Source organism: Paenibacillus hubeiensis (assembly GCF_032334105.1).
GTDB classification, from domain to species: domain Bacteria; phylum Bacillota; class Bacilli; order Paenibacillales; family Paenibacillaceae; genus Paenibacillus; species Paenibacillus hubeiensis.
Genome location: NZ_JAVYAE020000009.1, coordinates 147955 through 174596, shown reverse-complemented (window position 1 = coordinate 174596; position 26642 = coordinate 147955). Strand labels below are relative to the sequence as shown.

Here is a 26642-nt window from a genome sequence, read left to right as displayed (position 1 = left end):
AGTACAGTCAGAAGGAGGGAATACTCACCATGTTAACCGAGCGTCAACGAATGATACTGAACGCCATAGTGGATGATTATATCCGCTCTGCTGAACCCGTAGGGTCCCGCAGCATTTCCAAAAGAGGCGACGTCGGATATAGTCCGGCGACCATCCGCAATGAGATGGCAGACCTTGAAGAAATGGGATTTTTGGAGCAGCCGCATACATCGGCAGGCCGCATTCCTTCACATAAAGGCTATCGATATTACGTCGATCATCTTGTGCCATGGAATCAGGTGAATCCGGGGGAACTGGATGATCTCAAATCGTTTTTCGCGGAAAAGCTGAACGCCATGGAACAGGTCATCCAGCATGCTTCGGTCATTTTGTCTCACATGACGAATTATACGTCGATCATGCTCGGTCCCGAGGTGTTCCATACTTCGCTGCGCCATTTTCAGCTGCTGCCGCTGACTGACAGCACGGCCGTAGCCATTATCGTGACAAACACCGGACAGGTAGAGAACAAAACCGTTCAGATCCCGCCTGAAATTTCGGTGTCCGAAATGGAGAAAGTGGTGAATCTGCTCAACAGCAAGCTGGTCGGCGTGCCGATCTACAAGTTGAAATCCCGACTGTATTCGGAGCTGGGGCAGGAATTGGAACGGCACATTTCAAGATACGAAGAAGTGATGCAGGTACTGAACAGTGCGTTCGACAACGAACATGACAATCGGTTGTTCCTTAGCGGAGCGACCAATATGCTGACTCAGCCTGAGTTCAAGGATGTCGAGAAAGTGAAGGATATTCTTGATCTGCTTGATGAAACGCCGACACTCATGAAGTTGATGATGCCAGTGCCGGGCGGATCGGGGATTCAGGTCCGGATCGGCACCGAAAACGATCATGAGGCATTCGCGAATTGCAGTTTGATTACGGCAAGTTATTCCTTGGACGGAGAAGCATTGGGTTCCATAGGCATATTAGGGCCGACGCGAATGGATTATGCACGCGTCATTCATATATTGCATGCATTATCTACGGATTTGACGGCTATGCTGACGCATCGGTTTAAATAAGGCTGATGCGGCAGCGATGGCTGCGTTCATTATTTTAAGGAGGTGAACATCTTGAAAGAGGAACAATCATTCGCAGCAGAAGAGCAGCAGGAACAAACAGCAACGGTTGAAGAAGAGCAGGAGCTCGTCAATGAAGCAGGCGCTGCTGAAGCGCAGGCAGACGAGATGGCAGAACAGGAGCAAGGTGAGCTTGCCCGTTTGAAAGCGGAAGCCGAAGAAAGCCAGACACGCTTGCTGCGTGCACAGGCTGATTTCGACAACTTCCGTCGCCGTACGCAAAAGGAGAAAGAGGAGCTGGGTAAATACGCTTCGATGAAGCTGGTTACGGAACTGATACCGGTTATCGATAACTTCGAGCGTGCCATGGCGACCGTGCCTGAAGGCCCGGAAACCGAATCTTTTGCCAAAGGCATTCAAATGATCTTCCGCCAGCTCGAAACCGTTCTGGGCAATGAAGGTCTGACTGCGATGGAAACGGTTGGACAACCGTTCAATCCCGAATTCCACCAAGCGATCATGCAGGTGGAGAGCGACGAGCACGAAGAAGGAATCGTTGTCGAGGAAGTCCAAAAAGGGTACATGTTGAAAGATAAGGTTCTTCGTCCGGCCATGGTCAAAGTCAGCTCATAATTCCGGAAGGAACCGAGCAGGCTGATGAAAGAGCAGGTACTCTGGCGAAGCTTCATATAGAATGACATAATACACATAGAGCAGCGGTACGAACCGGATTGTGCCATACAAATGGCAAGTCCATAACCAATGTTGAGGGAGGAAATTTTCCGATGAGCAAAGTAATCGGTATCGACTTAGGAACAACCAACTCTTGCGTAGCGGTAATGGAAGGCGGCGAAGCCGTCGTTATCCCTAACCCGGAAGGCGCGCGCACGACACCATCCGTTGTCGGCTTCAAAAAAGACGGGGAGCGCGTTGTCGGTGAAACGGCAAAACGCCAGGCGATCACCAACCCGGACCGCACGATCATTTCCATTAAACGTCATATGGGTACTTCCCACAAGGAAAACATTGACGGCAAAGACTACTCGCCGCAAGAAATTTCGGCAATCATCCTGCAAAAGCTGAAAGCTGATGCAGAAGCATATCTCGGCCAAAGCGTATCCCAAGCGGTAATTACCGTACCGGCTTACTTCAACGACAGCCAACGTCAAGCAACCAAAGACGCAGGTAAAATCGCCGGCCTTGAAGTGCTGCGGATCGTCAACGAGCCGACGGCTGCTGCATTGGCATACGGTTTGGAAAAAGCCGAAGATCAAACGATCCTCGTTTATGACCTTGGCGGCGGTACATTCGACGTATCCATCCTTGAACTGGGCGACGGATTCTTCGAAGTTAAAGCGACGAGCGGCGACAACCAACTGGGTGGCGACGACTTCGACCAAGTGATCATCGACTATCTCGTGAGCGAGTTCAAAAAAGATCAAGGTATTGACCTGAGCAAAGATAAAGCAGCCGTGCAACGTCTGAAAGACGCTGCGGAGAAAGCGAAAAAAGAGCTTTCCGGCGTATTGACTACAACCATTTCCCTGCCATTCATCACTGTTGCTGACGGCGTTCCTCAGCACTTGGAGCTCAACCTGTCCCGCGCGAAATTCGAAGAATTGTCCGCAGGTTTGGTAGAGCGCACGCTTGGACCGACTCGCCAAGCATTGAGCGATGCAGGCATGACAGCTAACGATATCGACAAAATCGTACTCGTTGGTGGTTCCACGCGTATTCCTGCCGTTCAGGAAGCGATCAAAAAGCTGACAGGCAAAGAGCCGCACAAAGGCGTTAACCCGGATGAGGTTGTAGCGCTGGGTGCTGCCGTTCAAGCCGGCGTATTGACTGGCGACGTAAAAGACGTGGTATTGCTTGACGTGACTCCACTGTCCCTCGGTATCGAGACCGCAGGCGGCGTATTCACAAAAATGATCGAGCGCAACACAACGATCCCTACAAGCAAATCCCAAGTGTTCTCCACATATGCAGACAATCAGCCTAGCGTTGAGATTCACGTCCTGCAAGGTGAGCGCGAAATGGCTGCAGGCAACAAAACGCTGGGACGTTTCATGCTCGGAGACATTCCTCCAGCACCGCGCGGCGTACCGCAAATCGAAGTTACTTTTGACATCGATGCGAACGGGATCGTCAACGTGTCTGCAACAGACAAAGGAACGAACAAAACGCAAAAAATCACCATCACTTCTTCCAGCGGCCTGAGCGATGCCGAAGTGGAACAAATGATGAAGGATGCCGAGCTGCATGCCGAAGAGGACAGAAAACGCAAAGAGCTGGTTGAGGCGAAAAACAACGCGGATCAGCTGATCTACTCTGTGGACAAAACGATCAAAGATCTCGGCGAAAAAGCAGATGCAGGCGAAGTCGAAAAAGCAAATGCCGCGAAAGAAAAACTGCAGGGCGTGCTTGCTTCCGACAAACTGGAAGATATCAAAGCGGCTACCGAGGAATTGACCCAAATCGTACAGCAACTGTCCGTAAAACTGTATGAGCAGGCGCAAGCTCAAGCTCAGGCAGAGCAAGGCGGCGCGGAGCAAGCGGGTTCCGCTAAACGCGACAACGTCGTGGATGCCGATTACGAAGTTGTGGACGAAGACAAAAAATAACACCAATTCACGAATAAGGATTGGACATTGAAACATCGGTGACGTTCGGATCAAAGGGAAAGTCATAGCCGGGGCTCCCGTGCTTTGGCTTTCCTTTTGTCACGATGTACGGTATGGTGTATGACATGGGGGTGGAAGAGTGGCTGAAAAGCGTGATTATTATGAGGTGCTCGGCGTCAGCAAAAACGCAAACGACGACGAGATCAAAAAGGCGTATCGCAAGCTGGCGCGTCAGTATCACCCTGACGTAAACAAAGCGCCGGATGCGGAAGCCAAATTCAAGGAAGTCAAGGAAGCTTACGATGTCATCAGCGATAGTCAGAAGCGTGCCCAATATGACCAATTTGGCCATATAGACCCGAATCAAGGCGGATTTGGCGGAGCCGATTTCGGCGGCGGCGGTTTCGGTGACATCTTTGATATGTTCTTTGGCGGTGGCGGCAGACGCGATCCGAATGCGCCGCAGCGGGGGAACGACCTGCAATACACAATGACGATCGAATTCAAGGAAGCGGTGTTCGGCAAGGAAACCGACATTACCATTCCGCGCACCGAAAGCTGCGATACCTGTCATGGTTCCGGAGCGAAACCTGGAACAAGACCGGAAACGTGTTCCGTCTGCCACGGCAGCGGCCAGCAGGAAGTCGTGCAGAATACGCCGTTTGGGCGCATGGTCAACCGCCGTGCCTGCTCCAACTGCAGCGGTACCGGCCAAATCATCAAGGAAAAATGCTCGACATGCAGCGGCAGCGGCAAAGTCCGCAAGCAGCGCCAAATCCATGTGCGCATTCCGGCGGGTGTGGATGACGGTGCCCAGCTGCGCATGACAGGCGAAGGCGAAGGCGGGTTACGCGGGGGTCCTGCAGGGGATTTGTATATCGTCATTCGCGTGAAATCGCATGACTTCTTCGAGCGCGAAGGTGATGATATTTACTGCGAAGTTCCGCTTACTTTTGCCCAGGCAGCACTGGGAGACGAGATCGAAATCCCTACGCTCACGGAAAAAGTGAAGCTCAAAATACCCGCAGGTACACAAACGGGCACCTATTTCCGCTTGAAAGGAAAAGGGGTTCCGCGCCTTCGCGGCATGGGACAGGGCGACCAGCATGTGAAGGTGGTCGTCGTTACGCCTAGCAAGCTGAGCGAGGAACAGAAAGACCTGCTGCGCCAATTCGGCGCTTTGAGCGGAGAACAGACGCATGAGCATGAGCAATCGTTCTTCGACCGGGTGAAACGGGCGTTCCGCGGCGATTGAGCTGCATGAACGTTTCTGAATCGTCAACATATGATATACAACAGAAGGCATCGCGTCCCAATCGGCGCGGTGCTTTTTTTATGGCCAAAGTTCTGCATATTTACGGGAGGGTTGCGGAAGGATAGCAGACGAGACAAGTTTGACGTGGGGTATCCCTCGCGTAGAGATTTCAGGAAGCAGGTGAAACGGATGACCGAGAAAAACATTTTGGCGTATTTTCACAGCCCCGAACAAGCGGAAGGCGCGGCCAAAAAGCTGCAAGCGCTGCGCGTGGAAGATATGTCCATCGATCGCTTCAGTCGTTACGCCGGCGATGGACCCAGTGGGGCTTCATATACCCCTGGCGTCACTGGCAGTTTTTCATCCTGGGTGCCGGACACGATGGGGACCAATTCCTCATCCGGCATTCTGGCCGCGGCCGACCCATCGGCCAGCGGCATGAGCGATGGCGGTCAGGGCGGTCCGACGGGCAGGGATATCCTGCTTACTGTCGTTGTGGACGAAAATTTGCATCACCGTGCAATGTCCATTATTGAACAAGCGGGCGGAATGATTTGACGCACCAATCCTAATCCGTACATCAAGGAGGCATTTAAACCATGGCAAATCACAGACATTCCAGCGAAGTTTTAACCAAGACCGAAAAAATGAAACAGCTCCAGTCGGCCAAAAATGAAGACGTGGAATTCAGTGCAGAGCTTGCCGACCATGACGATGTGGAGGCATTGCGCCGAAGCGAAGCGGCAGACCGCCGTCAGGGACGCGAGCTGAATGACTGAGGATCGTTCGGCGGTCACCGTTGAAGCGGTATTTGGCAGCTGGACGGCTGCCGAATCGGCCCGAAGGTCTTTGGAGCTGTTGAATCCCGGACAATGCCGGCTTGAGAGCCTGAGTGAAGGAACAGCGTTGTCGCAATCGATGGCAGCGGATCGCAACGGCAATGCGCCGACGGTTTGGTTTGGCGGATTCAGCGGTGAATTGAACGTGCTCTCCTTGATCAGCGATGAGCCGGAAATGCTCTCCGGAGGAGAAGTGTTCGATGCGCCTGCCGTTCCCGCAACTTCCGGGCAACGCCAAGGTGTACTGCTGTCCGTTTCCGTATCCGAGCCTTCACTCGCTCAAGCGGAAGAAATGATCATTCGCAACGGCGGAACGATACGTTGAACAGACGTATGAACCCAAGGCGAGAAAAGGTGTACAGGAAGAAGCGGGATACTTACACGCAGGGCGTGGGTATCCTGCTTTTTGCCGTTGTTTTCATACCTCTGCCTTTGTGCTTGGGACGGCATGTGTAGTACAATAGTTGGGATGTGTGAATATGAGGAGGATAAATCAAGTATGTTATGGCATGAATTGACGATACATACCACAGAGGAAGCTGTGGAGATGATTTCGAACTTTTTGCATGAGGCGGGCGCCGGCGGGGTTTCCATCGAAGAGTCCGGCACATTGAATAAAGAGCGTGACACCTCTTACGGCCAATGGTACGAACTGCCGCTTAACGACATTCCCGAAGGCCAGGCCGTGATCAAGGGATACTTCTCGGAAGGTACGGATATGGAAGCCTTGCAATCGGAAATCGCTCCAAGAATCGAACAGCTCTCCGAGTTTGACATCGAAGCAGGAGAGCTTCGATATGAGGTGCGCACGGTCGACGAAGATGACTGGGCGAATGCATGGAAGCAATACTTCAAGCCGGTGCGCGTTTCGGAACGTTTGACGATCAAGCCGACATGGGAAGAGTATACGCCGGAAAGCTCAGATGAAAAAATTATTGAACTCGATCCGGGCATGGCGTTTGGCACGGGCACGCACCCGACGACCTCACTTTGCCTGCGCACGCTGGAAACCGTCATTCAAGGCGGCGAGGAAGTGATTGACGTCGGTACAGGGTCCGGCATTCTCGCCATCGGTGCCGTTCGGCTCGGCGCGAAGCATGTGCTGGCCCTCGACCTCGATCCGGTAGCCGTATCGAGTGCAACCGAGAACGTGCGTCTGAACGGATTGGAGCAGCGCATTACCGTGAAAGAAAGCGATCTGTTGTCCGTGCTCGGCAGCAAGGATCCGGCTCTCGGAGTAGCCCTGCCGGTCAAAGTGATCGTGGCCAACATTTTGGCGGAGATCATTTTGCTGTTCATTGATGATGTCTACAACGCTCTAGAAGCCGATGGTGTATATATCGCATCGGGCATCTGGAAAAACAAGGAGCAGGTCGTGCATGATGCACTCCTGGCGGCCGGTTTTGAAATTGAAGCGGTGCACCGCGACGAGGACTGGCTGGCGTATGTGGCCAGAAAGAGGTAACGCATGGACTTTCTGAATTCGTTTTTTCGTTATCCGCTCGATCAGCTGCCTTTTTTTCTGCTGACGATCATCATCGCGTTCACGGTGCATGAATTTGCCCACGCCTATTTCGCGAACAAATTCGGCGACCCCACGGCCAAACTGCTTGGCCGGGTGACGTTGAATCCGGTCGTGCACTTCGATTTTCTCGGCGTGCTTCTGCTGCTCATTGCAGGCTTCGGCTGGGCTCGTCCCGTGCCTGTCAATCGCGCCAACTTCGCCAAGCCAAGGCTGATGGGCGCCATTGTATCTCTTGCCGGACCGCTCAGCAACCTGCTGCTTGCGATCGTGGGCACGATCATATACGCGGTCCTGGTCGGTTCAGGAACGTTGGGTGGGATCGAAAACGAACGGTTATTGACGGCGGTGCAAATGTTCTTCGTTATGTTTAACCTAACGAACTTTTTCTTGTTCCTGTTTAACTTGATTCCCCTGCCGCCATTGGACGGGTATCGTATTTTGGAAGATGTACTGCCGCCTTCCGTAAGCAGCAAGCTGCGGGGCGTGGAGCAATGGTCCATTTTTATTTTCCTTTTGATTCTGGTCATTCCAGCACTTAGGAACGTCACGATCCAACCGCTCTATGAGCTGGCGCAAAACATGTACGTTGATCTGGCCAAATTGATCCTGTCCTTTTTCTAGAATCGGTACCACTGCACGTTTTTTGGATTGAAATACTGGTCAGAAGGACATAAAAGTTGTATGATCATCTGTGGCGATTGGGTTCATGCCTGCCGGCAGGCGGGATGAATGCCGATCATAACAGGAAAGAATGGTGGATGGACCCATGCAGCGATATTTCGTATCCACGGAACAATTTACCGAGCATTCTGTCGTGATTCAGGGTGACGATGCCCGCCATATCGGCAAAGTGATGCGAGGCAAGCCTGGAGATCAGGTGATCGTCAGTGACGGACGAGCAAGGGAAGCTCTGGTGGAAATTGAAAGCATAGAGGCCGGTCAGGTGACGGCACATATCGTGGAATCCCTGGCCATGGATCACGAGGCGCGTATACGCGTAACGGTGGCCCAAAGCTTGCCGAAGGGCGACAAGATGGAAACAGTCATTCAGAAATGCACCGAGATCGGGGCGGTGGCATTTGTCCCTTTCGAGTCAGAGCGCACGATCGTGCAGTACGACGGCAAAAAAGAGGGCAAACGTCTTGAACGGTGGCGCAAAATCGCCAAGGAAGCCGCCGAGCAGAGCCACCGCAACCGCATTCCATCCATCGAGCAGCCGCTTTCCTGGAAAGGGCTGCTGTCTTCTTTTGGGGGCTATGGTCTGGTATGCTATTGTTATGAGAAAGAAGACGGCTTGCAGCTAAGGGATGCAGTCAAGCCGTTTGTGGAGCAGCTTGCCCCTGAGGCGGCTGCGGACGTGTTGGTAGTCGTTGGGCCGGAAGGCGGCTTCTCCGAAAAGGAGGCGCTGGAGGCCGAGCAGGCGGGAGCCGTATCCGTTGGTCTGGGCAAACGCATTTTGCGTGCCGAGACCGCTGGCATGGCGGCGCTGACCTGCATTTTATATGAATCCGGAGAAATGGGAGGAATGTAATTATGCCATCCGTGGCGTTTTACACCTTGGGATGTAAAGTGAACTTTTACGATACGGAGGCGATCTGGCAGCTGTTCAAAAACGAAGGCTACGACCAGGTCGACTTCGATGAACAGACCGCAGACGTTTATTTGATCAATACATGTACAGTGACGAATACGGGCGACAAAAAAAGCCGCCAGATCATTCGCCGTGCCATCCGCCGCAACCCGGACGCGATCGTGGCAGTAACCGGATGTTATGCACAGACATCCCCGGCCGAAATCATGGACATTCCGGGCGTCGATCTCGTCATCGGTACGCAGGACCGGGATAAAATCCTGCCTTACGTCAAGGAAATCCAGGAATCCCGTCAGCCGGTGAACGCGGTGCGCAACATTATGAAAACACGCGTGTTCGAAGAAATGGACGTGCCGGATTTCGCGGACCGTACCCGCGCTTTCCTGAAAATCCAGGATGGCTGCAACAACTTCTGCACGTTCTGCATCATTCCGTGGTCGCGCGGATTGTCCCGCAGCCGGGAAGCAAGCAGCATCATCCAGCAGGCGAAACAGCTGGTGCATGCCGGGTACAAGGAAATCGTCCTGACGGGCATCCATACCGGCGGATACGGCGACGACATGGAGAATTACGACCTGACCGACCTGCTGTGGGATCTGGACAAGGTGGAAGGACTGGAACGGATCCGCATCAGTTCCATCGAAGCAAGCCAGATTGACGACCGCATGCTGGACGTGATCAAACGCTCGGACAAACTCGTGCGCCATTTCCACATTCCGCTTCAGGCCGGTGACGACACGGTGCTCAAACGGATGCGCCGCAAGTACACGACCGAAGAATTCTACAACAAAATGCTCCGCATTCGCGAGGCGATGCCGGACGTGGCCATTACGACCGACGTCATTGTTGGTTTCCCGGGCGAAACGGACGAAATGTTCCGCAACGGCTATGAGCTGATGCAAAAAATCGGCTTCTCCGAAATGCATGTGTTCCCTTATTCCAAACGGACCGGAACGCCGGCTGCGCGCATGGAAGACCAGGTGGACGAGGACGTGAAAAATGCCCGCGTGCACGAGCTGATCGATTTATCCGAAAAAATGCAGCTGGAGTACGCGCAAAAATTCGTGGGACAAGTGCTGGAAGTCATTCCTGAAGGCGAAGCGAAAGGCCGCGAAGGCAGCGGCAAGCTGCATGGCTACAGCGACAACTACATTCAGCTTGTCTTTGACGGAACGCCGGACATGATCGGCAAAGTATGCCGCGTCAAATTGACGGAAGCCGGCGTAAACGAGAGCCAAGGGACGCTTGTCCGCGTGCTGGAAGAAAATCTGAAATCCGCAGCGATGTAATCGGGCGGCAGGGATCAAGGATTTCAAGACCCTGGGCACATCCGTGTCCGGGGAAATTGAAATCCTTCTTTTGCTAATACAGGCGAGATCATTATCGTGAACTGGGGGAAATCGGGATGAACAAAAAGGAAATTTCGGCAGGCGGTGTTGTTTATCGCACGGGAGAGGGCGGTCAATTGCAAATTCAGCTGATCGTGGACCGCTATGGAAAAACAACGTTGGCCAAAGGCAAAATGGAGCCGGGCGAAACGGTGGAACAAACCGCGCTGCGCGAAATTTTGGAGGAAACCGGCATGGTGGGCCGCATCGTCGAGCCTGTGGACATTATTGCGTATACGTACCAGCATGCAGAGTTTGGTCCGGTGGACAAAGAGGTACATTATTATTTGGTCGAAGCCGAAAGCGGTGATCTGCAACCCCAGATCGAGGAAATCAAAGGGGTGGATTGGTACACCCCGGAGGAAGCCTGGACGAGACAGCAGCAGAGCGGATACGACAACAATGACAGCATTTTGCGTACGGCACTGAACAAGCTTGGCATTGACGTTTAACCGTAATTGGTGTCAGCCCGGGATGATGTACCAGCAAAGCCGTGTGCAGACATCATATCAGGCCGCAGGTGATTTCGCCGATGGGCGGGACGCCGGTGGCCTTTTGTGCCAGATGGGCAAATAACAGAAGGGCAGGGCAAGCAGGGAACTGATCACGTTAAAAAGGGTCTGGGCATGTGCAATCTGTGCCCCGAGGTCCGCTGATATCCAGGCCGAGGCGGCCTGAAGCAGGCTGATCAGCGGCATGAACAGCAGCGCGCCTGCCACGTTGAGCACAACGTGCGAGGCGGCGACGAACTTGCCGGCCGATGCTCCGCCCGCGGCTGCAATCACGGCGGTGATGCAGGTCCCTACGTTGGACCCGATCACGATGGCGATGCCGATTTCCACGGGCAGAACCCCCGTGGCCGCAAGCGTGATCGCCATGCTGATCACGGCGGCGCTGCTGTGAATGAGCGCTGTCAGACAGGCGCCGGCGAGGAACCCCCACCAGAGGCTGTCCGCCGCCCGGTCCAGAAACCACTGGAACACCCCCATGCTGCGCAGTGGAACGGCAATCGATTGCATGACCTGGATGCCGATCATGATCAGTGCGAAACCGGCGACGGCAAGAAAGCCGTATTGTGCACCCAGCAATATGTTTCGCGTGCGCGTCGGTGCGAATGGATTGAGCTCGCTTAGAACAACGAAGAGGGCCCAGCCGAGCAATGACAGCATAAGCAAAGGCAGGCCGAAGCGGCCAAGCTGCAATCCGACCAGTTCGGTGGTCAGGCAGGTCCCGATATTGGTTCCCAAAATAATGCCAAGGGTACGCCCATACGTGATCAGGCGCGCATTGGCAAGGCCGATCGTGAGGACGGTGACGGCAGTGCTGCTTTGGAGCAATGCCGTTGCTCCTGCACTAAAAGCCATGCCTTTCCAGGGAGCAGACGTGGCTCGCCCCAGCCAAGTGGCGAGCGATGGACCGGCCATGCGCTGCAATGCCGTCTCCATCCATTTCATGCCGGCCAAAAAAATAAGCAATCCATACAGGAGCGGAAATAGAACATCCCTAAACATCGTTCTGTATCATTCCTTCCGTACCTTTCCTTCATTCATCTTATGAACGACGGCGGACAACCATGACAAGCACAAGAGATGGAGCATGAAAAACGTCGTGGCGACAGGAACGGAACGGGGCACATCATGTTTGTATGGACAAGCGAAATATAAAATACCAAAAAAGGAAGTGCATTGACTTGCCATCGGTTACACTGGAACGCAGCCGCAAAAAGCGGCTCGAACAATCCCACCCGTGGATTTACAACAATGAAATTGCTTCGGTGGACGGCAATCCCGAGCCAGGCGACCTGGTTCAGGTGCTGAATCATCAAGGCCGGTATTTGGCGACCGGGTATTATAACCCGGCTTCGCAAATTACGGTAAGGGTCGTATCTTACGAACCACTGGAATACAACCAAATGGATATCGCCTTTTTCGCAGACCGGTTCCGTGACTGTTTGCGTCATCGGGAGCGGTTCATCCAGGATGGCGAGGCGTACCGACTCGTCTACGGTGAAGCCGATTTCCTGCCCGGACTGATCGTGGACCGCTTCGGCAGCATCCTGGTGGTGCAGTTGCTGACGCTCGGCATGGACCGCTGCCGCGAGGCGATCGTGCAGGCATTGATCGAAGTGCTGCAGCCTGAGGGCATCTACGAACGCAGCGACGTGCCGATTCGCGAGCTCGAAGGCCTGGAGCAAACCAAAGGGCCGCTTTACGGCGATTGTCCAAGACATGTGACGGTGACCGAGAACGGTCTGTTGATCAAAGTGGACATCGTGGAAGGGCAGAAAACCGGTTATTTCTTCGATCAGCGCGAGAATCGTGCCGCCATTGCGCCGCTTATGAAGGGCTGGGGTTACAAAAGCGGCATTAGGCTGGAAGAGGTTGATCAGGATGGCGAGAAGCAAATGCTTCCGGTCAACAAAAGCGGCAAGGTGGTCACATTCCCGTATTGGGACGGAGCAACCGTGCTCGAATGCTTCTCCCACACCGGCAGCTTTACGCTGAATGCATGCAAATACGGCGCGAAAAAGGTAACTTGCCTGGACATTTCCGAGCATGCGATCGAAAGCGCGCGCACCAATGTGGAACTGAACGGTTTCACGGACCGGGTGGAGTTTGTCGTTGCAGACGCTTTTCAATATTTGCGTGACCAAGTCAAAGGATTGGATGAACGGGCGGCACGCTCCCGTGCCGGGGAAGAAAAAGTGGATACGTCCAAGGCACTGGCCGCCGGAGGCGGAAAAACATTTGACGTCGTCATTTTGGACCCTCCGGCGTTCGCCAAAACAAAGTCGGCCGTCAAAGGGGCCTGCCGCGGCTACAAGGACATCAACCTGCACGGCATGAAGCTGGTGAACGAGGGAGGGTACCTCGTAACGGCAAGCTGTTCGTACCACATGCGTCCCGACCTGTTCCTCGAAACGATCGCCGATGCCGCGAAAGATGCAGGCAAAGTGCTGCGTTTGATCGAGTGGAAGGCGGCAGGCAAGGACCACCCGCAAATTCTTGGCGTGGATGAAGGGCACTATTTGAAATTTGCGATCTTTGAGGTGCGCAGCAAAACGAAGTAATTCGGAATTGTGAATCGCCGGGTGATGATGGATATAACGAAACGTATTTGCAAAAAGCCCAATGCTGGGAAAGCTGCGGGCTTTTTGCCATGTATGGATATGGAAGCGGCACTTTGCCGGATTGTGGCAAACGTATGTTCCGAAGCACTTCCGGTATGGTATACTGGAAATTAAAATCTTGATCGTGATGTTTGGAGGAAGGAACATGTCCGTACGTTTTGTGATAGGCCGGGCAGGCAGCGGCAAAAGTACGCTGTTCACCCGGGAGATGGTTTCCCTGCTTCAGCAGGACCCGCAAGGCAAGCCGCTGATCATGCTGGTTCCCGAACAAAGCTCGTTCCGTGCCGGACAGGCGTTGTTTGCGTACGGGGCCGTCAAAGGCGCGATGCGCGCAGAAGTGTACGGCTTCCGTCGTTTGGCCCACCGGGTCATGCAGGAAGTCGGCGGTTCCGCGCGCACGCCCATCGGCAGCGAAGGCAAAAAAATGCTGCTCTACAAAGTGCTGCAGCGTCGGCATGAAGAGTTGAAGCTGTTCGGCGCGTCAGGCAGCCAGTTGGGATTCATCGGCCACTTGAATGACCTGTACGGCGAGTTCAAGCGCCATGAGCTGGCTCCGGCTTCGTTGGAGGAGGGCCTAGCCGCATGGGATGCTTCTTCGTCGGCTCCGATTCTGGGCGACAAGCTGCATGACCTGCTTCTCGTATACCGCGATTTCGAACAGGAATTGAGCGGTTTGTACATTGACGATGAAGACACGCTGTCCGAGCTTTCGGAACGCATGCCGGAGAGCGAGCTGCTGAATGGCGCGCAGGTCTGGATCGACGGTTTTCAAAGTTTTACACCGCTGGAGCTTGGCGTGATCGGGGGATTGATGTCTCGGGCGGAGTCCGTCACCATCGGACTGACGCTTGACCGTCCTTACGATCAAGGCGCACTGCCTGGGGAACTGGATCTGTTCTTCCCTACGGCGGGAGCGTATGCCAAGTTAAAAGGCATGGCCGACGAGAGAGGCGTGGCAACCGAAACGCAGGTGCTTCATGCGGACGTCTTGCCTCGCTTCGTGAACAGTCCGGGGCTGGCTCATCTGGAAGCGGGATTCGATCGGCGCGTCCGCTGGAGAAGCGATGGCCGAGATCCGGGCATTCGGCTGTACGCGGCGGAGAACCGCCGTACCGAATTGGAAGGCGCGCTCCGGGAAATGCGTCGCCTGGCACAGGAAGAAGGCGTGCGCTATCGGGACATGGCCGTGCTCGTCCGCAATCTCGATGCCTATGCCGATATGGCCGAACCGCTTTTCCGGGATTACGACGTGCCTGTGTTCCTTGACCGAAGAAGAAACGAATTGCATCACCCGCTTGCGGAATTCGTTCGTTCCGCCTTGGACATCGTTCGCCGTCGGTGGAGGTACGAGGACGTATTTCGCTGCGTCAAAACGGATTTGCTGCTTCCCCGGGACGGCTCCGTTACGCGCGAAGACATGGATCAGCTTGAAAATTACGTGCTTGCCAGCGGCATTCACGGATATCGTTGGACGGACGGCAAGCCATGGCGGGCTGCGCCAAGCCTGTCGCTGGAAGATCCGGGCCAGGAGCGCCGCAACCTGGGGCGTGAGCAGATGTTGGCCCTGATGGAGACGTGCAGGTCGACGATTACAGGCCCGCTGGGCGCATTCGAGAAACGAATGAACAAAGCCAAGACCGCCAAGGAACGCTGCGTTGCTCTGTACCAGCTATTGGAGGACGCGGAAGTTCCGTGGAAGCTGGATGCCATGTCGGCCCGTGCGGAGGCTGAAGGCGATCCGGAACGATCGCGCGAGCATCGCCAGATCTGGGGCGCCGTGCTGGATTTGCTGGACCAGACGGTGGACATGCTCGGCAGCGAACGGTTGGAGCTCGACCTGTTTGCAGGCATGGTCGAGACCGGACTGGCCGAGCTGCAGCTCGGCCTGATTCCCCCGGCGCTGGATCAGGTCCTCTTCGGCTCCATGGACCGGACCCGTCTAAGGGACATCCGTTACGTGTTCGTGCTGGGCGCCGTGGATGGAGAACTGCCTGCCGTTCCTCAGGACGACGGCGTATTGACGGAGCAGGAGCGGCTCTGGCTGACGGATCGCGGTCTCTCCCTCGGACCGAATGCCACCCGAAAAATGTTGGATGAACGCTTCCTGATCTATACTGCGCTCACCTCGGCGAGTCACCGGTTATGGCTCAGTTATCCGGTTGCCGATGAAGAAGGCAAAACGCTGCTGCCCTCGGAAATCGTAAGGCATGTGCGCAAAATGTTCGGGCTTGAAATTTCACCGCTGCTCGCGGAGCCGCAAAACGTGGACGACGAGCAGAGCCATTGGGCCCATGTGCTTCATTCCGGACAAAGCCTGTCCAGCCTGATCGCGCAGCTGCGCAGATGGCGGCGGGGAGAAGAAATACCTGAACTGTGGTGGGCGGTATACAATTGGCACCTGTCCCGCATGGAGACAAGGCTTCCGCTGGAACGCCTGCTCGGGTCGGTGTTTTATCAGAATCGCGCACTGCCCCTGCGTACGTCGACAAGCCGCAAATTGTACGGAACGCAAGTCAGGACCAGCGTCTCGCGCATGGAACGCTTTGTGGCATGTCCTTTCTCGCATTTTGCCTCCCATGGGCTGCGCCTGAAAGAACGTCAGACGTATCGCTTGCAGGCGCCTGACATCGGACAATTGTTCCACGCTGCGCTCAGCCAGCTTGCGATTCGGCTGCGCGAGCAAAACCGAAGCTGGGGAAGCCTTTCGCCCGACGAGTGCAGGCAGGAAGCCGAGCATACGGTAGAGCAGATCGCTCCGCAGCTTCAGGGCGAAATTTTGCTCAGCACGAAGCGGTACGGATACATTTTCCGCAAGTTGAAAGAAGTCGTCGGCCGTGCCTCGGTCATTCTCGGCGAGCAATCGCGGCGGGGGAGCTTCGAGCCGATCGGGCTGGAGCTGGACTTTGGCCCCGACAAACCGCTGCCGCCGCTGCGTTTCGAGCTGGAGAACGGCTGCGTGCTGGAAATCGTGGGCCGGATCGACCGCGTTGACGTTGCAGAAGGCGAGAACGGATTGCTGCTGCGCGTCATCGACTACAAATCAAGCCAGACGGATCTCAAGCTGCATGAAGTGTATTATGGCCTTTCTTTGCAGATGCTCACTTACCTTGAAGTGCTGCTGAGCGCTGCCGAAGAATGGCTTGGAGAACCTGCATTGCCTGGCGGAACATTGTATTTCCACGTGCATAACCCGCTGTTGCAATCCTCCAACGGCATGACTCCCGAGCAGGCGGGGCAGGAGCTGTTGAAGAAATTCAAGATGAAAGGGCTGCTGCTTGCGGATCGGGATGCGATTGCTCAGATGGACCACACCCTCGATAAGGGTCATTCGGCCATAATTCCGGTTGCGCTGAAGGCGGATGGAAGCTTCTACAGCAGTGCGGCCGTGGCGACGCCGGAGCAATGGGATACGCTGCTGTCATCCGTGCGCCATAACATTCGCGAGATTGGAACGCGCATTACCGAGGGCGATGTGGCCATCGAGCCTTACCGCATCCAGCAGGAGGTGGCCTGCACGTTTTGCCCGTACAAGCCGGTCTGCCAGTTTGACGAAAATATCGAAGGCAACGAATACAAGCTGCTGCCCAAACCGGGCAAACAGCAAATGTGGGACCTGTTGTCCCATCACAAGGGAGGGGAGACGACATGACGAAGTTGCATAGCATACCCAAACCGGAGGGAAGTTTCTGGAGCGACGATCAGTGGAGCGCCATTTCGCAAAGCGGGGAAGACATTCTGGTGGCGGCTGCGGCCGGGTCCGGGAAAACGGCGGTGCTGGTGGAACGCATCATTCGCAAAATTGCCGATCCTTCCCTGGGGTTCAGCGTGGATCGCCTGCTCGTGGCCACGTTTACGAAGGCGGCAGCTTCCGAAATGAAGCAGCGGATTCGGGAAGCGCTGGAACAGGCGCTGGAACAGAATCCGGAGGAAGAGCATCTGCGCACGCAGCTTTCGCTGCTCGGGCGGGCGTCGATCACGACGCTGCATTCCTTCTGCATGGAAGTCATTCGCCGTTATTATCAGCTTATTCCGCTGAATCCAGCGTTCCGCATCCTGAACGAAAACGAAGCGGAACTGATGCGTCAGGAGCTGCTCGAGCAGCTGTTCGAAGAAAAGTATGGCCAAGAGGGGGAAGGCAGCACGTTCCGCGAACTGGTCGACTGGTTCAGCGGCGAACGCAGCGATGATGCGATGCACAGGCTGGTCCAGCGGCTGTACGATTTTTCGCGCAGCCATTCCTGGCCGGAGCATTGGCTTGCCCAGATGGCAGACGCATTTCAGGTCGAAAGCGTGGAAGCTTTGGGACAATCGCCTTGGGTGCGAAGCATTTTGCAAGATGCGGCACTGACATTGAGCGGGGCAGCCGGATTGCTGCGCCAGGGGATCGCGATTGCGCTGCAGCCCGGAGGACCGGCCCCATACGCCGATACATTGAAAGCTGACCTTGCCATGGTCGAAGAGTTGTTGTCCGCGGTGCAGGTCGTGCCATGGGAGCGCCAGCCGGAGGCTTTTCAAACGGTGGCTTTCGGCAAGCTGAAACCGTGCAAGAAGGACCAGACCGATCCCGATTTGCAGGAGCAGGTCAAGGAATTGCGCGAGGCTGCGAAAAAAGCGGTCTCGGATCTGAAAGCTTCGCTGTTCGGCAGAAGCGCATTTTCCTTTTGGCAGGAGCTGCAGCAGGCTGCTCCGCTCATGCAAGAGCTGTCCCGTCTGGTCAGCGAGTTCGCCGAGCTGTACCGCAGCGCAAAGCAGGAGCGCGGACAGGTCGATTTTAACGACTTGGAGCATTACTGCTTGCAGATTTTGCGGCATGAGGATTCCACGCCGGACCAGGCGTTGCCTTCCGATGCTGCGATGGAATACCGGGAGCGCTTTGATGAAGTGCTGCTGGACGAATACCAGGATACCAATACGGTGCAGGAAGACATCGTGCGGTTGATTTCGAGGGAAGCCCCGGGGAACCGCTTCATGGTCGGGGACGTGAAGCAAAGCATCTATCGCTTCCGTCTTGCGGAGCCTGGATTGTTCTTGAGCAAATACCGACAGTATCGGACGGACGCGGGCGACAGGGAAGATCAAGCGCTGCCGCTTCGGGCGGGGAAACGGATCGACCTTGCGCGCAATTTCCGCAGCCGTTCCGAAGTCGTGCATGCCGTGAACATGCTGTTTCGCCAAATCATGAACGAAAGTGTTGCCGAAATCGCGTATGACGAGCGAGCACAGCTTGCCTATGGCGCGACTTTTCCGGAAGAATCGCTGGGCACGGCGTCCTACACGCCTGAACTGCTGCTGATCGACCGCCAGGGCGACGGCGCGGATTGGGCGGATGCCGAAAGCGAGACGGGAGAAGGCCAACCGCTCGCGGAATTGGAGAGCGCAGAGCTGGAGACGGCCCAATTGGAAGCACGGGCGATTGCAGGACGGATTCGCGAGCTTTTGGGTGACGGGGACAAACCTGCGCTGCAGGTATACGACAAAGCGCTCAAAACGATGCGCCCGACGCGTTACGGCGATATCGTCATTCTGCTTCGTTCCGCGGCGATGTGGGCTCCGCTCATGATCGAGGAATTCAGGCAGCAGGGCATTCCGGCTGGCGGGGAACAGAGCAAGGGTTATTTTCAGGCGACCGAGGTCGAAGTGATGTTATCCTTGCTGCAGATCGTGGACAATCCGCGTCAGGACATCCCGCTTGCTTCGGTGCTTCGTTCCCCGATCGTGGGACTGGATGAAGAGGAACTTGCGCTCATACGCCTTGGCGATCAGAGACAATCCTTCTATGATGCAGTGATAATGGCTGCTGGTAGTCTTGAGGAACCTTCGATTCGTTTGGCAGATTCGATGGGGAAAGGGAAAGACGACGCCACTCAGGTGGAATGGTCCGAGGCATGGAGCGAGCTGGAACAGGCGCTGGGGGAAACCGCGACGACGGCGGAGCTTGAACTGCCTGAACCGGTTTTGGAAAACGACGATCCCGATCAAAGCTTCGTTGGAGCAGAGGGTCATGCAGATGGTCAGTTCTATGCCGGTCTATCCAACGGACATCAGGAGCATTTCGTTCAGCATGAAAGTGATGAAGCGGATTTGTTGCGGCAAAAACTGGTGCGTTTTTTGCGCCAGCTGCAGCAGTGGAGACGGGAAGCGCGTCAAGGAAGCTTGAGCGAGTTGATCTGGCGTATATACCGCGAAACGGGATATTTGGATTGGGTGCGCGGCCTTCCCGGAGGCATGCAGAGACAGAGCAATCTTAAGGCATTGTACGATCGTGCACGGCAATATGAAGAAGCGACCGCGAACCGCGGATTGTTCCGTTTCCTGACATACGTGTCCAGACTTCGGGAAAATGGCGGGGATTTGGGGGCGATGAGCGCGTCCGGGGAGCAGGATAACGCGGTGCGCATCATGACCATTCATCGAAGTAAAGGGTTGGAGTTTCCGGTCGTGTTCGTGGCAGGCATATCCAAAATGTTCAACCAGCAGGACCTGAACGCACCGTTTCTGATGCACAAGGAGCTTGGATTCGGCCCGCGGTTCGTGGATCGCGACAATCGGGTAACCTATCCGACGCTGGCCAATCTGGCCATTCGCCGCCGCGCCCGTTTCGAACTCCTCGCGGAGGAGATGCGCGTGCTGTATGTGGCACTGACACGGCCGAAGGAAAAAATGATTTTGGTCGGCACGGTGAAAGACGCGGCCAAAAAAGCGGCTGCCTGGGCACAGGTCAAGGACAGTCCCGAACTGAATCTCCCGGATTACCTGCTCGCCGCCGGCAGAAGTTATCTCGACTGGATCGGACCTTCGCTGGTCCGTCATCCGGATGCGACCCTGCTGCGGCAGCTTGCGGGTGGAAGCGATGCTTACGCTGCATGCCTGACCGATGATGAATCACGCTGGAACATTGCGGTAGTAAACGCTGACCGCATATCCAAGGAGGTCATGGTCGGTTCGGCGCAAGAGAACCAGGAAGGGTTGTCGCTGATCCGTGAGGAACGGATGTCTGCCTTGGCGGCGAAACAACCGGTATCTTTGCGGCCCAAACTGCGCATGGATGATCGGATCGAAACGGAGGAAGCGTTGGAACTGCCGGAGCAGCGAACTGATGATCGAGACGGATTAGTGCAGATCGACGACCAGGCAAGCAGCAATCTGATGCAGGAAGTGGATCGGCGGCTGTCATGGTCTTATGCTCATGAGGCAGCCACGCAAGTTGCTGCGAGCACATCCGTATCCGAACTGAAAAGCCGTTTTTTCTCCCTTGGGGACGAATCCCTGCAGGTGATGGAGGAGCTGTTTGTGCGGAATCGATACAAGCCTGACGGAGAAGCAGGGCAAGTGGACACGGAAAACCCGGGATCGGGTGACGAGACGGCAGAAGCGGGCGACGGAAAACCGGTCCACGCCCGACAAGGCGCCGGTCAGGCGCCGGATTTGCGCGATGGCAGGAAAAGCGATGAAATCCGCAGAAATGTTCCGGTCCGGAATGCCGATAACGGAGGCGGCCATGCCGCAGATGCCTCGTTCAAGCTTCATCTTCGTCGTCCGAAATTCATGGAAGAGAAGCAATTGACAGGGGCTGAGCGAGGAACCGTGTATCATACGGTGATGCAGCATGTACCGTTTGATGGTACCGTGATTGACGTTGCCGTCCTGGAACAAACGGTCGCCAATCTCGTTCAGCGGCAATTGCTGACCCAGCAGCAGGCGGACGTCGTTGAAGCTGCGGAGCTTATGGCGTTCTTCGAGACGGAGCCCGGCTCCGAGCTGCTGCGTGCCGATCGTGTTCAACGGGAGATTCCGTTTGTTTACGGGCTTCCGGCGAATCTTACGCCCGCGCGGTGGGTGAACGATCGTACTGCAAACGCCGGAGAGGGAACGGTGGACTTTGACGCGAAACAGAGCGCGGTTCTGGAACAAGAAACGGTGCTGGTTCAGGGGATCATCGACTGTCTCTATGAGGTGGACGGAGAGTTGGTTCTGCTCGATTACAAGACGGACCGCGTGCTTGAACATCGGGGCGGCGTCGATGCGCTGGTAGCGAATTACAGCTTCCAACTGAACCTGTATGCTCAGGCCATCGAAGATATATTGGGCCGGAAGGTTTCGCGGAAATGGTTGTATTTCTTTGATGGCGGGTATGCCGTTCGGTTATAGGCCACCACGGCCGAGTGCGGGAGGCGGTCCACGAAAGATAAAAGAGGCAGGGCTGCCTGTATGAGTGCCTTGATCACGAGGGCTCAGCAATAGATGAATGCAGAAACACAAAGGAAACCCGGGTGGACGGGACGAGGGTAAGCGTACGGGGGAAAGCAGGTTTGTACGGAGCATTTTTCTCCTCGCGGCCGCGAGGGTTTCCATGGAGAGGGGATGAACGGGCGATGCGTATGTTGCACACGGGAGATTGGCATTTCGGAAAAACGCTGGAGGGTCGGAGCCGACTTCGGGAGCAGGAGGATTTTGTGGACGAGCTCGTCAGGTTGGCCGACGAGCAACAGGCCGATGCGGTGCTGATGGCAGGGGACGTGTACGACTCCGTCAATCCGCCGGCGGCTGCGGAACAGCTGTTCTATGAGGCTGCGGCCAGACTGACGGAAAAGGGCAGGCCGCTGGTCGTCATTGCAGGCAATCACGATCAGCCTGAGCGGGTATCGTCGGTCACGCCGCTGGTGAACAGGCATGGGATTACGTTGATCGGAACGCCGACCGCCGAGACGGTAACCATCCATGCCAAGCGGACCGGAGAGACGGCGCATATTGCGGCGCTGCCTTATCCTTCCGAATCACGACTGAATGAATTGCTCAGCGCGGATAGCGATGAACGCGTGCTTCGCCAGGCATACAGCCGCCGCGTCGGCATGCTGATGCAGCGGCTTGCAGCTTCTTTCCGCCCGGATACGGTCAATCTGGCGATGAGCCATATTTACGTGCTCGGCGGCGTGGAGACAGATTCGGAGCGTCCGATTCAGGTGGGGGGTGCATACACCGTAGACCCGTCCGCATTGGCTGTTGGCGCGCAATATACAGCGCTGGGCCATCTTCACCGGGCCCAGGCAGTGAAAGGTGACGGGATCATTCGTTATAGCGGGTCACCGCTTGCATATAGCTTTTCGGAGGCGGGACAGAGCAAGTCGGTCACTATGGTGGACGTCGTACCAGGACAACCTGCTCAAGTTGAAGAAGTGCTGCTGTCCTGCGGACGGCCGCTGGTGCGCTGGAAAGCGCGCGGCGGGTTGGCCGAAATTCAGCGCTGGCTGGACGAGGGCAGGGATGCGCAGGCTTTCGTGGATCTGGAAGTATGGCTGGACGACGCGATGTCGCTAAAGGAGATCCAGACGCTGCGGCGGGCGCATGACGGCATCATTCACATTCGTCCGGTATATCCGGAGATGGAGGCGGCGGGCTTGCTGGAGCAGCGCGCGGAATTGCCTGTGCATGAGCTGTTCCGCAAGTTTTACCAGCGGCAGACCGGAGGGGCGCAGCCTGAGGACCGGCTGGTCCAGCTGTTTTTGGAGCTCGTGGACGAGGACGAGCCCGGCGTTCGTGAGGAGGTCGAAGCAAGATGAAACCGATTTGGTTGAAAGTGGCGGGTCTGCAGAGCTACCGAGAGCCGCAGGAGATCGATTTCACGGTGCTGACGGAGACGGGACTGTTCGGCATATTCGGACCGACCGGAAGCGGCAAGTCCTCCTTGCTGGATGCGATTACTCTGGCCATGTACGGCAAGGTGGAACGCGCCGTAGGCGGCACCCAAGGCATTATGAACCATGCGGAAGATTCGTTGTCGGTTTCGTTCGAGTTCGAGCTGGCTGCGGCCCACGGACCGCGCAGGTTCCGCGTGGACCGTACGTTTAAACGGACGGGCGAAGTCACCGTGAGCAATACGAAGAGCCATTTTATAGAAGTGCTCGAAGATGCCGAGCCGGACGTGATTGCCGACAAGGTGTCCGACGTAAATCGTTGCGTAGAGGATGTCATCGGGCTGAAGATGGATGATTTCACTCGCGCCGTCGTGCTGCCGCAGGGCAAATTCGCCGAATTTCTGTCCCTGAAAGGCAGCGAGCGGCGCCAAATGCTGCAGCGGCTGTTCCATCTGGAGAAATACGGGGATCAGCTTGCCATCAAGCTTAGCCGCAGAGTGAAGGACAACGACGTGCAGCATCGAGCCATTGCCGCTGAGCAGCAGGGGCTGGGGAATGCAAGCCGTGAGACGTTGGAGGAAGCCGGGCAAGCCGTTCAGGCCGCGACGAAGCAAGCGGAGGCTTCCCGCAAAGCGTTGGAAGAATCGATGCAGGCCGCGGAGCGGCTTGGCAAAGTGCGTGAACTTGGCCTTGAACGCCAGGCACGTCAGGCAGAGCAGCAAAACTTGAAGGCACAGGAACCGTTGATCGAGGCGGAGGAACAACGGCTGAAACTGGCGGCTGCAGCAGAGGCCATCCTGCCTGCATTGCAGGCGATGCGGGATGCCGACAGCGCAAGCAAGCTGCGGCAGCAGGCGGCCGAGACGGCGAGCAAACAGGCGGCGATGCATGAGCAGTTGTCCGCGCAGGCGGCGAGCCGTGCGGATCAGACCCGTGCCCTACTGGCTGAGGAAGAACCGCGGCTCGTATTGCGTCTGGAACAATTGGAACAGGCCAAAGAACTGCAAAAAGAGCGGGACGGCTTGCAAAGCGACACGCAGCGCTTGTCCCGGCTTTTGGAGCAAGGGGAAGCGGAACAATCTGCCCTTTCCCAGCAGTTGGACAAGGAACGGGAACTGCAGCAGCGCGGGCGCAAGCGGCGGGAAGAGCTGCAGGAGGACTTGAAGGTCAGCGAGGTGAAAGCTGACGAACGCAGGCAGCTGCAGATTGCGCTGGAGCTGCGCCATCGCCTGGAGGCGATCAACGAACAGCGTCGTAGCCATCAAGCCGAGGCGGATGCGGGCAAGCTTGCCTTGGAGCAAGCGGATGCCAAGCAGAAAACGGTGAGCTTGCAGGAAGAACGCCAGGCTAGGCAAAAAGAGCTGCTGGTTGCACAAACCTTTGCAAACGTAGAAGCCTTGGCCGCCTGCGAGCAGGATATCGGCCTTGAGCAGCGCTTGCTGGCCCGGGCGGAGGAACAATTGCAGGGCGCGTTGCGTGAGCAGGAGCTGCACCGCCTTTCCGCTGCCCTGCGGGCAGAGCTGCGCGACGGCGAGCCTTGCCCGGTGTGCGGCTCCGCGCACCACCCGCTCCCGGCGCCGCCGCCGGAAGAAGGTCCGCACGCAGGCGATGCGGACCTCGAGCTGCTGCGCAGCCTGCAGGCGGAGCTGCAGGAGCTGCGCTTTGGGCTGCGCCAGCAGCTGCACGAGCGTCGCAGCCTGCTGGCGCAGCTCGGCGCGGCGGCCGGCCCAGCCGCCGCCGAAGCCGCGCCTGCGGCAGCGGCGCAAGAGCCCGCCGGGGAGCCCGCGCACGCAGGCTCTCCGGCGGAGCTCGCGGCGCGTGCCGCCGCGCTGCGCCAGGCCGCGCAGGCGCTGGCTGACGCCGCAGCGCCGCTGCAGGGCGAAGCCGCCGCGCTTGCGCAGGCGGCGGCGGAGGCGCAGCAGCGGCGCGCGGAGGCCGCTGCTGCGCAAGAGGCCGGCCGTGCCGCGCTCGCGCAGGCGGAGCGCCGGCTGGCCGAAAGCGAGGCCGCAGCGGCTGCGCTGCAAGCCCGCTGGGCCTCGGAACTGCCGGGCATCGCCCCGGAGCAGGCTGAAGCCATGGTGCAGGCGATGCAGGAGCGCGATGCACGCTCCGAAGACATCAAGGAACGACTTAGCAAAAGCGTCACGTTCCTTGAAGAGAAGGAGCGGCTGATCCAGACGCTCCATCAGCAGCTGGTCGAGCTGGACAAACGGTTGATCCAGTGGCGGACGGAATGGCAAGGCAACACCAAACAGCTCGCCGAGAAAGAAGAACGTTTGCGCAAATGGGTCGGTGAACAGCGCGTCGAGGAACTGATCGCGGCGGCCCAGGCGCGGTTAAGCGAGCTGCGACAGGCTGCCGAAGAGGCTTCCCGGCGTTATAAGGAAGCGGATGCCTTGAAGCAAGAGTCTGTCAAAAACGACGCCTTGGCTCGTCAAGCTGCCGAGTCCGCGGCCCAGCAGCTGGAGCAGGCCATGGAGCATTGGCGGCAATCGCTGGCGCATTCCCCGTTTGAAACCGATCATGAAGTGGAACTCGCCAAGGTGGAAGAAACCGAGGTTCTGCGGCTGACGGAAAAAATCCGTCTTCACCGCGAACGGGAACGCGAGCTGGCATCCCTGCTGCGCGAGCTGGAGCAGAAGTTGAACGGTGCGGAAGTAACCGAGGAACAGTGGCAGCATTGCATGACTCTCCTTCAAACCAGACGGGCGGAGGATGAAGCTGCACTTGCAGCGAAAGCCAGAGCAGAGCGGGATTTGGAGGATGTGCAGCAGCGGCATGTACGCTGGACCGAGCTGGAAAACAAACGGCTTGAGGTCAGCGAAGAGGGAGAGCTGCTGAGCAAGCTGCAAGCGGCGTTCCGGGGCAATGCCTTCGTGGAATACATTGCGGAAGAGCAGTTAATGCAGGTGAGCCAGGCAGCCTCGCAGCGCTTGCGTTTCCTGACCAAGCAGCGTTACTCCCTGGAGGTTGATTCCGGTGGCGGCTTTGTCATCTGCGACGATGCCAATGGCGGTGTCAAACGGCCGGTATCCACCCTGTCTGGCGGAGAAACCTTCCTGACCTCCCTGTCTCTGGCGCTGGCGTTGTCGGCGCAGATTCAGCTGCGGGGGCAATATCCGCTGCAATTCTTTTTCCTGGACGAAGGCTTTGGCACGCTCGATCCCGATCTGCTCGATACGGTGATCACTTCCCTGGAAAAACTGCATGACGACAGATTGGCCGTCGGCGTGATCAGCCATGTGCCGGAACTGCGGGCTCGTCTTGCCCGCAAATTGATCGTCGTCCCGGCGAACGAGGCGGGTGGCGGTTCCAGAGTTATGCTGGAAACGCTATAACCCCGGATTACGAGGAAAGCAGGCTGCCGATGAACGTGAGCTTTCTCACAGATACAGGTTCAGCCTGCTGTTATACTACAGTCAAGCCGACAATTCTTATTTACAAGTACCCTGGCAGACGTTTGATCAGGAATGTTCCTGAATAGACGTCTGCGGAAGTGTCTCCCACTGGGAAGATGCTCATGGGGTGCTTCTTTTTTTATCCATTTGATGTTGGGGTTTGTCCGCGATTGAACGTCTGCTCTGGCGCTGCCGCCCAAAA

General features: G+C 56.5%; 18 protein-coding genes. 17 read left to right on the top strand and 1 reads right to left on the bottom strand.

What is annotated here, in order from left to right; genetic code table 11:
- Positions 1 to 29: 29 nt before the first annotated feature.
- The 12 genes from hrcA to RSX24_RS21510 all read left to right on the top strand — a co-directional run bounded on the left by hrcA (position 30) and on the right by RSX24_RS21510 (position 10732).
- Entirely contained in the window at positions 30 to 1061 is a 1032-nt protein-coding gene (hrcA, locus tag RSX24_RS21565; RefSeq protein ID WP_236416722.1) for a heat-inducible transcriptional repressor HrcA, read from the top strand.
- A gap of 51 nt (positions 1062 to 1112) precedes the next feature.
- On the top strand, positions 1113 to 1691 hold the full coding sequence (grpE, locus tag RSX24_RS21560) for a nucleotide exchange factor GrpE (protein WP_236416720.1): 579 nt from the start codon (positions 1113 to 1115) through the stop codon (positions 1689 to 1691).
- Between the two features lie 152 nt (positions 1692 to 1843).
- Positions 1844 to 3682, top strand: coding sequence for a molecular chaperone DnaK (gene dnaK / locus RSX24_RS21555; protein WP_343261738.1), 1839 nt, complete (start codon positions 1844 to 1846; stop codon positions 3680 to 3682).
- A gap of 139 nt (positions 3683 to 3821) precedes the next feature.
- Positions 3822 to 4937 carry a molecular chaperone DnaJ gene (gene dnaJ / locus RSX24_RS21550; protein ID WP_236416716.1) on the top strand — a complete coding sequence of 372 codons (1116 nt, stop codon included), beginning with the start codon at positions 3822 to 3824 and terminating at the stop codon, positions 4935 to 4937.
- 189 nt (positions 4938 to 5126) lie between these two features.
- Positions 5127 to 5495: a hypothetical protein gene (locus RSX24_RS21545; protein ID WP_236416714.1), complete on the top strand. Its 369-nt coding sequence runs from the start codon at positions 5127 to 5129 to the stop codon at positions 5493 to 5495.
- Positions 5496 to 5536: 41 nt separating this feature from the next.
- Complete coding sequence (locus tag RSX24_RS21540; RefSeq protein ID WP_343261737.1) at positions 5537 to 5716, top strand: YfhD family protein; 180 nt, start codon at positions 5537 to 5539, stop codon at positions 5714 to 5716.
- Positions 5709 to 6101: a hypothetical protein gene (locus RSX24_RS21535; protein ID WP_236416710.1), complete on the top strand. Its 393-nt coding sequence runs from the start codon at positions 5709 to 5711 to the stop codon at positions 6099 to 6101. The genes RSX24_RS21540 and RSX24_RS21535 overlap by 8 nt, the downstream gene beginning before the upstream one ends.
- 174 nt (positions 6102 to 6275) lie before the next feature.
- Entirely contained in the window at positions 6276 to 7241 is a 966-nt protein-coding gene (gene prmA / locus RSX24_RS21530) for a 50S ribosomal protein L11 methyltransferase (RefSeq protein ID WP_339273872.1), read from the top strand.
- Between the two features lie 3 nt (positions 7242 to 7244).
- Positions 7245 to 7922: a site-2 protease family protein gene (locus RSX24_RS21525; protein ID WP_236416707.1), complete on the top strand. Its 678-nt coding sequence runs from the start codon at positions 7245 to 7247 to the stop codon at positions 7920 to 7922.
- A gap of 145 nt (positions 7923 to 8067) precedes the next feature.
- A complete protein-coding gene (locus tag RSX24_RS21520) occupies positions 8068 to 8832 on the top strand; it encodes a 16S rRNA (uracil(1498)-N(3))-methyltransferase (RefSeq protein WP_343261736.1) in 765 nt (254 codons plus the stop codon).
- Positions 8833 to 8834: 2 nt separating this feature from the next.
- Positions 8835 to 10181, top strand: a complete 1347-nt coding sequence (gene mtaB / locus RSX24_RS21515; protein WP_236416704.1) for a tRNA (N(6)-L-threonylcarbamoyladenosine(37)-C(2))-methylthiotransferase MtaB — start codon at positions 8835 to 8837, stop codon at positions 10179 to 10181.
- A gap of 116 nt (positions 10182 to 10297) precedes the next feature.
- Entirely contained in the window at positions 10298 to 10732 is a 435-nt protein-coding gene (locus RSX24_RS21510) for an NUDIX hydrolase (RefSeq protein ID WP_236416703.1), read from the top strand.
- Positions 10733 to 10789: 57 nt separating this feature from the next.
- Here RSX24_RS21510 and RSX24_RS21505 read toward each other — a convergent pair whose 3' ends face one another.
- Positions 10790 to 11791, bottom strand: a complete 1002-nt coding sequence (locus tag RSX24_RS21505; protein WP_236416702.1) for a Na/Pi cotransporter family protein — start codon at positions 11789 to 11791, stop codon at positions 10790 to 10792.
- A gap of 179 nt (positions 11792 to 11970) precedes the next feature.
- Here RSX24_RS21505 and RSX24_RS21500 point away from each other — a divergent pair, with 179 nt between their 5' ends.
- The 5 genes from RSX24_RS21500 to RSX24_RS21480 all read left to right on the top strand — a co-directional run bounded on the left by RSX24_RS21500 (position 11971) and on the right by RSX24_RS21480 (position 26380).
- Positions 11971 to 13350, top strand: a complete 1380-nt coding sequence (locus tag RSX24_RS21500) for a class I SAM-dependent rRNA methyltransferase (RefSeq protein WP_236416701.1) — start codon at positions 11971 to 11973, stop codon at positions 13348 to 13350.
- Between the two features lie 205 nt (positions 13351 to 13555).
- Positions 13556 to 17059, top strand: a complete 3504-nt coding sequence (addB, locus tag RSX24_RS21495; RefSeq protein ID WP_343261735.1) for a helicase-exonuclease AddAB subunit AddB — start codon at positions 13556 to 13558, stop codon at positions 17057 to 17059.
- Positions 17056 to 21558, top strand: coding sequence for a helicase-exonuclease AddAB subunit AddA (gene addA / locus RSX24_RS21490; RefSeq protein ID WP_343261734.1), 4503 nt, complete (start codon positions 17056 to 17058; stop codon positions 21556 to 21558). Before addB ends, addA begins: the two co-directional genes overlap by 4 nt.
- Positions 21559 to 21782: 224 nt before the next feature.
- Positions 21783 to 22967: an exonuclease SbcCD subunit D gene (locus tag RSX24_RS21485; RefSeq protein ID WP_343261733.1), complete on the top strand. Its 1185-nt coding sequence runs from the start codon at positions 21783 to 21785 to the stop codon at positions 22965 to 22967.
- Positions 22964 to 26380, top strand: a complete 3417-nt coding sequence (locus RSX24_RS21480; protein ID WP_343261732.1) for an SbcC/MukB-like Walker B domain-containing protein — start codon at positions 22964 to 22966, stop codon at positions 26378 to 26380. Before RSX24_RS21485 ends, RSX24_RS21480 begins: the two co-directional genes overlap by 4 nt.
- Positions 26381 to 26642: the final 262 nt, after the last annotated feature.